The organism is Porphyromonas crevioricanis (genome assembly GCF_900167225.1).
GTDB lineage: Bacteria > Bacteroidota > Bacteroidia > Bacteroidales > Porphyromonadaceae > Porphyromonas > Porphyromonas crevioricanis.
In genome coordinates, this window is the sequence record NZ_FUXH01000002.1 from 140260 (window position 1) to 152693 (window position 12434).

Annotated in this window: 10 protein-coding genes; 7 read left to right on the forward strand and 3 right to left on the reverse strand. The window is 47.2% G+C overall.

Features of this window, described 5'->3' with window-relative positions; translation table 11 throughout:
* Positions 1-175: 175 nt before the first annotated feature.
* Positions 176-3067 carry a T9SS type A sorting domain-containing protein gene (locus B5D48_RS01765; RefSeq protein WP_042120536.1) on the reverse strand — a complete coding sequence of 964 codons (2892 nt, stop codon included), beginning with the start codon at positions 3065-3067 and terminating at the stop codon, positions 176-178.
* 475 nt (positions 3068-3542) lie between these two features.
* On the opposite strand from B5D48_RS01765, the gene mce reads away from it, so the two are divergent.
* The 7 genes from mce to B5D48_RS01800 all read left to right on the forward strand — a co-directional run bounded on the left by mce (position 3543) and on the right by B5D48_RS01800 (position 10315).
* Complete coding sequence (mce, locus tag B5D48_RS01770) at positions 3543-3956, forward strand: methylmalonyl-CoA epimerase (protein WP_023938482.1); 414 nt, start codon at positions 3543-3545, stop codon at positions 3954-3956.
* 107 nt (positions 3957-4063) lie between these two features.
* Positions 4064-5617, forward strand: a complete 1554-nt coding sequence (locus B5D48_RS01775) for an acyl-CoA carboxylase subunit beta (protein WP_023938484.1) — start codon at positions 4064-4066, stop codon at positions 5615-5617.
* 39 nt (positions 5618-5656) lie between these two features.
* Positions 5657-6586, forward strand: coding sequence for a lamin tail domain-containing protein (locus B5D48_RS01780; protein WP_036887371.1), 930 nt, complete (start codon positions 5657-5659; stop codon positions 6584-6586).
* A 12-nt stretch (positions 6587-6598) separates the two neighbouring features.
* The gene (locus tag B5D48_RS01785; RefSeq protein WP_023938487.1) at positions 6599-6820 is read left to right on the forward strand and encodes a hypothetical protein; all 222 of its coding nucleotides are present in this window, start codon (positions 6599-6601) and stop codon (positions 6818-6820) included.
* Positions 6821-6861: 41 nt separating this feature from the next.
* Complete coding sequence (locus B5D48_RS01790) at positions 6862-7296, forward strand: acyl-CoA carboxylase biotin carboxyl carrier protein subunit (RefSeq protein ID WP_023938489.1); 435 nt, start codon at positions 6862-6864, stop codon at positions 7294-7296.
* A gap of 4 nt (positions 7297-7300) precedes the next feature.
* On the forward strand, positions 7301-8461 hold the full coding sequence (locus B5D48_RS01795) for a sodium ion-translocating decarboxylase subunit beta (protein ID WP_023938490.1): 1161 nt from the start codon (positions 7301-7303) through the stop codon (positions 8459-8461).
* Between the two features lie 231 nt (positions 8462-8692).
* Positions 8693-10315 (forward strand): hypothetical protein, encoded by a 1623-nt coding sequence (locus B5D48_RS01800; protein ID WP_023938492.1) that lies wholly within the window; start codon positions 8693-8695, stop codon positions 10313-10315.
* A gap of 25 nt (positions 10316-10340) precedes the next feature.
* Here the strand turns inward: B5D48_RS01800 and B5D48_RS01805 are convergent, their stop codons facing one another.
* The gene (locus B5D48_RS01805; protein ID WP_023938494.1) at positions 10341-11648 is read right to left on the reverse strand and encodes a porin family protein; all 1308 of its coding nucleotides are present in this window, start codon (positions 11646-11648) and stop codon (positions 10341-10343) included.
* Entirely contained in the window at positions 11648-12208 is a 561-nt protein-coding gene (locus B5D48_RS01810; protein WP_023938496.1) for an RNA polymerase sigma factor, read from the reverse strand. Before B5D48_RS01810 ends, B5D48_RS01805 begins: the two co-directional genes overlap by 1 nt.
* Positions 12209-12434 lie beyond the last annotated feature (226 nt).

Sequence of the window (12434 nt, forward strand, 5' to 3'; positions counted from 1 at the left end):
TTTTGATTAAATTTTACCATACACCGGGCGATATTTTACTTTTGCAGGGTGCCTTCAACTCTATAGAAGGAAAATTTCCCGATTCATAAAAAAGACTGCCCTACGGAACTCTCTACATTGAGTAGTCCCATAGGGCAGTTGTTGCACTATTTGTTAAGCGCAAAAGAGGATTTGCTTACCGTTTGATAATTCTTACAGCGAGAGGATTGCCGGGCATATCTATGCGGAAGATGTAGCTACCGGCAGGCAATTCGGACAGATCCAGATGTTCGGCATCGGAGATCTTATCCCAAGCCTTTACGATATGACCATCCATGGAGTACAATTGTATGCGTTGAGCTTTGGATGCATTTTGCACGTTTACATAGTCTTCCACAGAGGTCGGGAAGACTTGTACAGCATCGGGATTGAGGCCTTCCACATCTACTGTATTGATAGGATCGGTATAGACAACCTCTACCGTGTATTTGGCATCGGGATTGGTGTTGGTCTTATCGGTGTAGACACAAGCAGAAGTTCTAACGATTTCCTCGCCATCACGTTTGATAACATACTGCTTGATTTTAGGGAAGGAGAAGCAGCCATTGGTGCCCCACTTGACGTCTTTGACCGGAGCTTCCAGAGGAATTTCTGAGTCTGAAAGTACTAGTCTGATACCCAGATAGTTATTGCCAAATGTTTTGACTTTGGAGTGCTCCAAGGTGTAGAATCCCCTGTCGTAGTTGTGTGTGGAGGGATTGAAGAAATATGAAGATTCGGCAACTGCAAATTCGTCAGCCGAACCGTTCAGATAACAGATTGCATTCGGTTGCTCTGTGTTGTCTGTTTGAAAACCGACAAACACAATAGAATAGGGTTTTATCTTCAACGGTTTGGGCAATTTGACAGATACCCATTCACCGGCTTTCCAATTTTCGGGTACACTAAACTCTACTACAACCGGTTGGGACTTTTTTCTGGAACCTTCTCTTATGTAAGTATAGAGTTTGCTACCGGCTTTGGTCGGCATTACATTATACTGTACAACGTATAGGGCCTCACTTTCGTTTTGCACATCGTTTAGAGAAGAGCCGATATGCCAAGTCTCACGATAAACCAGGTGCTTGAGCTGATCGGGAACCTGCGGATCTTGTTTGTAGTGTTCTACGGGTACGGGCAGGTATTCGGGGTTTTCCGTGTAGCCGATCTTAGACCATTCTGCATAGTGTGCAGGTCTTTTCCAACTTACTCTGTAGCCTTCAGTTGTTTTTTCTACCTGAGGGTCTATTGTCTTAGTCAGTTCTCCTATCAGGGCAGAGGTTTTGGGAGACCAAGCCGTCTCTACAGTGCCATTTTTGTCGGTATAGATAGCGCGGACACGGTAGGAGACAGTGCCATTGATAACATCTTCCGGGCTCACTTGGTCGATGTATTCCAGATAGGTTTTGCCGGTTTCGTGCTTAACAGAGGCGGGCAGTTGTGTATTGTTGCGCATCACCTGATACTCGATATTTGCACCGGACAAATCTGCTCCAGAGGGAGCATTCCATTTCAGGATAATCTTGTTTTGTTCACTGCTGGCAGCTGCAGCATTGAGCATATACACAGGATAGAAATACCTCATATCATTCCGGTATATCCCCTGTAGAGTCTCGGCCGTTCCATTGCCTACGGGATCGAGGAAAGTACCCATCTGGCGATCTTCTCCTTTGTCTTTGAACCAGTCCCAGTGAGCATTCATACGGCCATAAAAGTCATCCGCTTTGCGGAATTGACAGGCTTCGCCCCCCCCTGTGAGTGTCCCGATCACGAGTTTCTCTGGGTTAAATAGGGACGATCCAGAAGATCCACCTTCGGTACCAGTAGTAAAGGAGAGCTTAAAGTGAGCTTTCGATGCTCCGTAGATGCCGGAGAAAGGTTCTTTCCAGTAGGAAAGGGTCGGGGCCTCCTCGAATATAGAAATCTTCATAGCGTCTCCCATTGGGTGGTGCAAGCCTACTCCGTGAGGAGGAACTCCTCCGCGACGATCCCATCCGTTGTAGAATACTCGGTAATCGGCTGGGATCTCTTGTTTTAGTTTTAGAAGAAGACCGTCGGAGTAACTATTAGTAGGCAGGTAGGCCACTTTTGTACAGCCTACCATACTCTTGGCATAGTATCTGGCTGTGGCACTGTTGGAGCAACCCGGCTTCATATAGTGGAAAGAGAATATCCACTGGTCCAGAGACGTTTGCTTCAGAGGAAAAACTTCACCCGATCCCACACAGTGTGCAGCAGTGATGATGTAGGGAGTGAAGTCCTGCTTGGTATTGTTGAGCAGGGTGCCTGAGCAAGAAGTTGTAGAGCCATCATCGTATGTTATATATATCTGTGTGATACCGGCCTTTTGATCGTAGTAGGCTTCTCCTTCCGGGCAGTTGGCATTGATCATGCAGGATGGGTAGTCCGAAGCATTTTCGCCCGGATCGACATCCAACCATTTTGCTATCTGGTCACGGAAGATATACACCAAACCATCAACGGTGATTTGTGGGGCTTCCCCGGCTACATTGCTCTCGTACTCCAGTACGATCTTGTCACCCGGTACCGGCTCTGAAGCAAATCGACCTCCTTCGGGGTTGGTGTCGTAGGTGTAAGCTCCATTGACTACGCTGCGACTTTCGTTGTAGACAAATAGTCTGCCTCCACGGGGAATAAAGAATTGGCTATAAGTGGGGTAGAGGGCTTTGGCTCCGTCGGATTGGATTGTAAGACGGTAAATGATTGTTCCGTCTTGGAGACGGATTTGTTCGCCGTCCTTGGCCATATCTAAGGAAGTGGCTATACGTTCTCCAATGTAGTAAGGGCGGGTCGATAATTCGCTGTCCCAATTCGATTGGGCCATCAAGTCATCGATGTTTTTTGTCTGTTTCAGAGTGATTAGCGGAGTAACCTCGCTGGTCGAGCGCATGCTCATCCGCTCGGGGGTACTAAAGCTCTTCGGTTGGCCTGCAAAGCTCACCTGAGCAGAAAGATCCGAGATAGACCCCAGGCTGATCGTTGCTGTTAGCATGGAGCTCAACAGCAATTTTCCAGTTAGATTTTTCATTTTTATCTGCAAAACGTATGTTGGTTGTTGGTTATTTTGTGTGGTACATTCGACGCAACTATTCTGCAATTATACGAATTTATTGGCTTCGTCTGCCTTTGTAGAAGAAAAGCTCCTATCGCTCTACACATATCCACATACTAATGTGCGACTGAGAAGCAAAAACGAACAGTATTTTCTGTGAGCTCTTTCTATCGGAGAAACTTCGTTCGGATCTATGGGGGAGGACGAAAATAATGTATCTCAATTGTTCGGTAGTAATTCCTATTTATTTTCTTTTGTTTCGAATAGTCGGTGATGTATCGAGACTGTTTAATGTTTTATGCACTTATTTTGAGCAAGGGGCTTATTGTTCTTTCTTATCTCGGATAATTCATACATTTGTGACGTTTGTGCAATGAATCCGGACTGGACCGGGTTCGATAGGCACCCGACCACAAGAATACCTCATAACTAATAAATACACTTTAGGATTATGAATCTTACTCACATCGAACACCTCGGTATCGCTGTTAAAAGTATCGAGGAACAATTGCCTTATTATGAAAATATCCTTGGTCTGAAATGTTTTGCCATAGAAGAAGTGGTGGACCAAAAGGTTAAGACTGCTTTCTTCCAGATCGGGCAAACCAAGATCGAATTGCTGGAGCCCACAAGCGAAGACAGTCCGGTAGCAAAGTTTATAGAAAAGCGTGGCGAAGGCATTCACCACATCGCCTTTGCTGTGCCTGATGCCGGAGAGGCTCTCAGTGAGATGGCTGCCAAAGGAGTCCGACTGATAGACGAAAAGCCTCGCAAGGGAGCTGAAGGTCTGAATATCGGATTTTTGCACCCCAAGAGTACTTGTGGAGTGCTTACCGAACTTTGCGACTGCAAGGATAAGCACTAATTCTCTCGTCTGTGTGGTTGGGCCGATTGGATTTAGGAGATTGGCCTGAAGGTCGAGATTGGCACCAATATCAATGTATGAATCAATAATAGTCTTAGATATTAACTATGAGTAATCAATTAGACAAAATCCGGGAGCTGATACAGCTCCGTGAGAAAGCCCGTTTGGGTGGAGGGGAAAAGCGTATCGAAAAGCAGCACGAGAAAGGTAAGTACACTGCTCGGGAGCGTGTTGCCCTCCTGCTCGATGAGGGTAGTTTTGAGGAGATAGATATGTTTGTACAACACCGTTGTACAAACTTCGGTATAGAGAAGACCAAGTTCCTCGGTGATGCAGTGGTGACCGGTAGTGGAACGATCGATGGTCGTCTGGTCTATGTATTTGCTCAAGATTTTACCGCTTTTGGTGGAGCTCTTTCCGAGATGATGGCTTCGAAGATTTGTAAGGTAATGGATTTGGCCATGCGTATGGGTGCCCCGGTGATCGGTCTCAATGACTCGGGAGGTGCCCGTATTCAGGAGGGGGTAAATGCCTTGAAGGGATATGGCGAGATTTTCCAGCAAAACATCTTGGCCTCCGGAGTCGTACCTCAGATTTCTGCGATCTTCGGTCCCTGTGCCGGTGGAGCAGTGTATTCTCCGGCTCTCACGGACTTTACGATTATGTCTCGTGGTACCAGCTATATGTTCCTCACTGGCCCCAAAGTAGTGAAGACCGTGACCGGAGAAGATGTATCTCAAGAAGATCTGGGAGGTGCATCCGTACATACAACTAAGAGTGGTGTGGCTCACTTCGGTGTAGATAGCGAAGATGATGGTCTCCGACTCATCCGCCACTTGCTGAGCTTCTTGCCTCAAAACAACATGGAAGAGGCTCCCTTTGTAGAGTGTAAGGACCCTGTCGACAGATTAGAAGACAGTCTTAACGAAATAATTCCTGACGAGCCCAACCGTGCATACAACATGTATGATGTGATCGGAGCTATCGTAGACCATGGAGAGTTCCTCGAAGTACATCAAGATTTTGCTCGCAATATTATTGTTGGTTTTGCTCGCTTCAATGGTATGAGTGTGGGGATTGTGGCCAATCAGCCAATGGTTATGGCTGGTTGCCTTGATAGCAATGCTTCTCGCAAGGCTGCCCGCTTCGTTCGCTTCTGCGATGCTTTTAATATTCCTTTGGTAACCTTAGTCGACGTACCGGGATTCTTGCCGGGTACAGGACAGGAATACAATGGTGTGATTACCCATGGAGCCAAGTTGCTCTATGCCTATGGCGAGGCCACAGTACCCAAAATTACTGTGACACTGCGCAAGAGCTATGGAGGAGCTTATATCGTGATGAGTTCCAAACACCTGCGCGGAGACCTCAATTACGCCTGGCCTTCTGCTGAGATTGCCGTGATGGGGCCGAGCGGAGCTGTGGAGATTATTTTCGCAAAGGATGTCGCTGCAAGCGAAGATCCGGCTCGTACAGCCATGGAGAAAGAAGAGGAGTATCGTGCTGCTTTTGCCAACCCTTACAACGCTTCTTCTTATGGCTATATGGACGATGTGATAGAGCCGCGTAATACCCGTTTCAGAGTTATTCGTGCTTTGGAACAGTTGCGTACCAAGCGGATGTCCAATCCTGCCAAAAAGCACGACAACCTACCTCTGTAAACTTTAGATCGAGAGTCCCTCTGTGGGCTCGCCACACAGATGAAAAACAGATTACTACTGATAAGCGCGATTTTGGCAGTTTTTTGTCTGCCTGAGTTGTGGGGGCAAAAAGCTACTCAGCTCAGACTCAATGAGCTGTTGGTAGTCAATGAATCCAATTTCATAGACGGCTATGGCGAGCATGGTTCGTGGATAGAGATCTACAATACTTCGGCTGCGACCGTGGATATCAAAGGTTGCTATCTGACCAATGACCCCGATAATCTCAAACTTTACCCAATACCCAAGGGCGATGTGCAGACTCGCATACCGCCTCATCAGCATTTGCTCTTTTGGGCTGACGGTAGAGCCGACAGAGGGACTTTTCACCTCAACTTTACCCTGGACCAGGACAAGCCAAACTTTGTTGCTCTTGTGGATGCTGATGGGATCACCATCATAGACCGCGTAGAGGTGCCGACTTCGGCCAATACACCGGATGTCAGTTATGGGCGTTTGGTGGATGGGCACGGGAGCCTCGATGGGCAGCAGGGCTGGACGATCCTGGAAAAAGTGACACCGAGTACTAACAACGTGACACTCGACTCCAACGAGAAAATAGAGCGACTTAAACGAGAGGATACCAATGGTTTTATCATGACTGTTACAGCTATGTTGGTGGTTTTTCTTGCTTTGTTGAGTCTCTCTCTTGCCTTCAAACTCATTGGCAGACAGGCTATATCTATCTCGCGTACTCGTGCTGCGGGGAGCAAATACAGAGCTATAGCGGTCAGCCCTGAGATGGTATCTATACCGGGGGAAACTTTGGCTGCCATAGCCTTGGCCCTCAAAGCTGAGTTGGATAGCGTTCATGATGAAGAAGATACAGTAATCACTATCGACAGGGTAGAGCGTAAGTATTCGCCTTGGAGCTCCAAGGTGCATAATCTCAGGCGTATGCCCGAGAGGAGGGTAGGCTATCACAAGTAAAACAAGATGAATATGAAAACTGAAAAGAAAGCAACCGGTAAGCGTAGCTCTGCCAAAGCACAGCAGAGCAAGGACATCTCTGCGGAGGTTTACGCAGCCATTGCTATGGCTCTCCATCAAGAGGGCTATGATATACATGACGAAAATCCCAAGCTGACTATTCGGCGGGCTACAATTGCATCAGCCTGGACTCTCAAGACAGAGGTGATGCTCAAGCAGCCTCAGAGATATTAATTACTGCACTTCATTACCAACTATTTCAGTAGAATAAACCCATGAAAGAGTATAAGTATAAAATCAATGGTAACGAGTATAAGGTTACCATAAACAGTTTGGATGGAGACAAAGCCGAGTTGGAGGTAAATGGTACACCTTTCAAGGTGGATATTATTGGCGAAAAGAAGAAAGCCTCCTCTAAACCGGTAATCAAAAGACCGGCTACCACGGCTGCTCCTGCTGCGGCAAAGACTGCACCTGCAGCAGCTCCTTCTGCCGGAGGTGCCGGCATAAAGGCCCCACTGCCTGGTGTGATCATCGATATTTGCGTCAAAGTTGGCGATGAGGTGAAGCGTGGGCAAAAAGTCGCTGTCCTTGAGGCCATGAAAATGGAGAATGCGATCAATGCCGACCGTGATGGCAAGATCGTAGAGGTCAAGGTAGCTAAGGGCGACTCTATCTTGGAAGGTACGGACATCGTGATCATAGGATAAGTCGATGGGAAGCTTCGGTAGTTTCTTATTGGAGAATCTGGAGGTCTTTCTCTCCTACACGGGTTTTGTCAATGCCACCTGGGGGCATTTGGTGATGATACTCGTGGGGCTGGGATTTGTTTTTCTGGCTATCAAATATGAGTTTGAGCCTCTTTTGCTGATACCGATAGGCTTTGGTATCCTTATCGGTAATATCCCTTTCAAAGATGCCGGCTTGCAAGTCGGTATTTATGAGGAAGGGTCGGTGTTGAATATCCTGTATCAAGGGGTATCCAAAGGCTGGTATCCGCCACTCATTTTCCTTGGGATTGGGGCGATGACGGATTTTTCGGCTTTGATCTCCAACCCTAAGCTAATGCTTATTGGGGCAGCTGCTCAGTTTGGTATCTTCGGGGCTTATATCATAGCTCTACTGATGGGATTCGAGCCTAATCAGGCCGGTGCTATCGGTATCATTGGTGGGGCGGATGGTCCTACGGCTATTTTCTTGTCCTCCAAGTTAGCCCCGGATTTGATGGGAGCCATAGCCGTATCGGCCTATTCCTATATGGCTTTAGTTCCGATCATCCAGCCTCCTTTCATGAAACTGCTGACTAATAAGAAAGAGCGGCTTATACGCATGAAGCCTCCCAGAGCTGTAAGTACTACCGAGAAAATTATTTTCCCGATTGTGGGGCTTTTGCTTACCTGTTTTTTGGTTCCTTCGGGGCTCCCTTTGTTGGGAATGCTGTTTTTCGGCAATTTGCTGAAAGAATCTGGGGTGACTAAGCGACTCGCAGATACAGCCAAAGGACCATTGATTGATGCGGTGACAATCCTGCTTGGTGTGACCGTGGGGGCTTCTACACAGGCTACACAGTTTCTCACCTTTAGTTCGATTAAGATCTTTGCCTTGGGGGCTTTGAGTTTCGTGATCGCCACTTGTACGGGAGTTCTATTTGTGAAAGTGATGAATCTTTTCCTGAAAGAAGATCAGAAGGTCAATCCGCTTATCGGTAATGCCGGTGTTTCGGCTGTGCCGGATAGTGCTCGTATCTCACAGGTGGTAGGTCTTGAATATGACCCTACCAACTACTTGCTGATGCATGCCATGGGACCTAATGTGGCGGGTGTGATCGGTAGTTCGGTGGCAGCAGGGGTTTTGCTCGGATTTTTAAGTATTTGATCGCTCCCGTTTTTTTGTCGGGTTATTTTTGAGATACTCAACTCAGGAGGGGGCTGCCGTGTCGAGAAAGACGGGTGGTCCCCTCCTTTATTTTTCTCTCTCCCAAAAAATAAAAAGACTACCGCATAATGAGCATATCATGAGAAACCGAAGGAGGTGTAGCAAGAAGTCTTGCGCATAGCTCCCTTGTGTAGTTTATTGATTCTCCGATAATGCAAAAATCTCCTCCACATGAAACGGTTGAAGCATTACATAGACCAGATAGACCCTGCCGTTGGTGTAACTTTCCTTTTTACGTTTATCTATCTGCTTTTCCCCTCTGCCAATAATACTTTGGATTCGTTGGCCTATGCTCGTTATATGCGGGAGGGTTCGGAGATTTTCTCTCCTCATCACTTGTTGTACCATGTGCCAAGCCATCTGTTTGGCTGTCTCATAGGTACGGATTGGATATTAGAGTGGATGTGTGCATTCAACGCCATAGGCGCAGGCCTTTGTCTGTGGATGAGTGCCCGTATTATCTCCCGATTGCTTTCTTCCGTCGAACCTGATATACACACGGACCGAGACTTGCCTCCAAGCCTTCCTCGCTACTCTGTTGCCTTTGCGTTGTTGGGGCTTGGTAGCTGTTATGGTTTTGTACGATTCGCTACGGATGCAGAAACCTATATTTACCCGCTTTTCTGGGCTTTGTTGGCTACTGATGTCTGGCTCAAACAGCGGTTGGACAGTTCCTGTTTTTCTCGTTGGTCGACATTGTGGGTTGCTTTGTTAATGGCAGTAGCCTGTCTGTTTCACCAGATCTATTTCTTCTGGTATTTGGGCTTGGGGGTGAGCTACTTGCTCGTTGGTACCCCGAAGGAACGGCTGCGTACCGCTTTACTGTATGCCTTGGGAGGGAGTGTAGTCCCTGTGGTTTATGCTTTCTGTTTTTGCTTAGACAGCTATACCGAAGCTCCTAACTTGTTGATCTATATTTTCTATGACTACTATTTGCACCCCGAAGTCGGTTTGTTTCTATCCCCCAAACTCTTTGTTCTTTCTTTGGCAAATCTTGCCCGGTCTTTTTACCAGCTACATGGCTATATCATCCCGTTCCTAAAGCATTATCCCTTATGGACAATCGGAGTTGCCGGAGCTTTGTGGATGCTTTTGAGTGCTTTGAGTGCTTATTTGCGTTGCCGGAAAATTCATCTTCAGTTCGTGGCACGAAGGGGACGATGTCGAGGGCGTGATTGTGCTTCTATCTTCTTGTTGATCTTTTTTCTGCAACTTGGCTTTGCTGCTTTGGCCGGAGCGAATGCTGAATTTATGACCATGCTCCCCTTCTTACTCTTTTTCTTCTCTTTTGCTCGCCGGAGTCGCTGGCTGTATGCTCTTCGCCCTTTGGCTTTCTCTCTTGTTTTGTGGAACTTCTCTCTGGCTCTCTTCCCCTCTCATTTCTATTCTTTGCAGCCGATTCGAGGGCAAGCCGAATTTGTTTTACATCACCCCGATGCCCAGTATTATTTGCAAGAAGATATTTGGGTGAGAAATTATTACCTCTATCACTTCCCTACAGCTCCGGTGCCTCAAATTCATTCGATAGACCAAATCGCAGTCGATTTTGTTAACGCAGAAGATATGCAGCAAGATTCTATAACAGGAGAGAAGAGCAATCTTCGATATAATATGGGTGATGCTTATACCGATATGTATAGCCCTCGCCTGCTGTCCCGTGCCAGTTTGCTTTCTGCTCCTGCCGAATTGTCGGCCTTTGCCGACAGGCTATCAGTTGATACGCTACGTTTCTCTGTCGGTTACACACTTATGGAGAGAATCTCCCCGAAAGGATCGTATCCGCCTTTGCCTTGAGCAACTTTCCTTTTGTGCTACTTACCTAATGTATGGCGAAGCTGATCCCGGCCGATACCGAGAAGACAAGCGGTTGTGCTTTGTATATGGTTTGGAGTTGAGATCTGCTGTCGAAATAGTAACCCAAAACGGGTTCCAGGTAGCAGGATAAAGAGTTGCTCAATCGGTAGGACAGCCCCAGTTTGCCATAGACGGAGAATTGCCAGGGGTGTTGAGATAGCGTTTCTTTTCCATATTCTGCTCGGACGGTTTTGTCTATTTGCCCTCCGATGCCCGAATAGAAATGCCACTTTGGAGAGGAAAGGAAATGCCAATTTACACCCAGAGGGAACCCTATATTGTGCAGGTGTTGCGATTCTCCTTTTGAACTCGAACTATACAAGTAAGTATAGACCAAACCGCTCTCCAGCACCAAACGAGAAGAAAGAGGGATATCCACTTTCAATCCGAAGCTGAGTGGTAAAGAATGTTGTAAGGTCTCGGTTGCAGCATCGTTGTTTGCTTGTGCCGCGGGATTTTTGTCTTCTCCCTCTCCTTCGGTCGAGTTTGAGTCCGATCCCGGAGGAGTAACACTGTTGTCCATATCGTTAGATGGATTGCTGGGATAGTCCGTAGGCGGAACATCGTACTGTCGTCTGCTTTTCGATATGGGTAGTGAGGTCGCCCCTCCTTGAGAGACATATGCTGCGAGTAGTACTTTTTGGTTGTTCTGTTTGGGGTAGTGGTATCCTCCCATATTCGATAAGGAGGGTAGAGGCTTATGGCTGCGCAAATCAGTCTTCTTGCTGTTGTTGTGAGAGGTGGATTCTTCTGAGGGTTGTTTATTTTCTTCCTCATTTTTTTTGCATCCTGTTTCTTCTTTGCTTGTCGCTTGAGGAGACTCATTGGCTGTCTCCGGCTGTGACGACTCGGTAATATGCATGCCTGTCTGCATTTCTTGATTTGCACGGCTTTTTCCCGAAATACTCCTGCTTCCTTTCGGGAGAGAAGTGAGAGATTGCATCATATCAAAGGCTTGGGCAGTGGCTTCTTGGTCGGATCCCTTATCGTTGTCCTCTCCTGTGGCATCCTCCCTCTGCATGGCGAGCGTTGTATGGAGATCGGGCTGCAGCTCAGTCCGTCTCAGCAGGATAAATACGGCCAATCCAATACCCAAGAACACCGCTGCTACAGCTCCATACCACAAACGTATGCTTCTCGATTTACGAGCTGGCAGATGTGTTTGCAACGCCTTCCATCCCTCATCCAGATCAAGAGGAGGAGGAGAGGCCTCGGAGGCTTTGTCTCTTATTCGGCTTAGCCAGTCTCGTTGATGTATATCTTTCTTAGACACTATTTTGTTGTATTGGCTTGAGTGATTTCTTTTGCAAGCAATTTGCGAGCTCGACTCAGTTGAGATGCAGAGGAGTGCTCGGCTATGCCCAATGTCTCAGCTATTTGTTTGTGGCTGTACCCTTCTATCACATAGAGAATGAATACGGCTCTGTATCCGGGAGGTAGTTTGTGGATCATAGCCAGTATTTGCTCATAACTGAGGGCGGATACTTCATCGCTGTCTGGCTCACTCTCCTCCTCTTTTTCATCGGCCAAAAGCTCTACCGGATAGTCTGCCCACTTGTTTCCCTTTCGTAGATGCATCAGGGCTTCGTTGATTGCAATTCTGCTGAGCCAAGCTTCGAGGGAACCTTCCGAGCGATAGTGAAATCCATTGATTTTGTCGAATACCTTGATGAAAGTGTCGTGTAGCAAGTCTTTGGCCGTATCCGTATCGCTTATGTACCGGCAGATCGTGCGAAGTAGAGAGGGGGCATAGTCGTAGTATAAAGTCCGGTAAGCCTCCTGCTCCCCGGCTTTGCAACGCTCTGCCAAATCTTGCTCTCCTATCTTCCTCATTATGGTCTATTGGATTCAACTTCTCAAAGATAAAGCAATATGTTAAGAAAGTTGTTGCCAAATAGCAGTTGTGTTTTTTGTCGGTTGTTTTTGTCGATTTATTCTTTATTGCATTCGCCTTCTTGAGACCATTATACGGGCGTCCGAACCTTACTGAAACAAGCTTTCGCTCACCCTCGAGAATTCCACATGAACGCCCTCCGGCCAGTTATATCCATCTTCCACC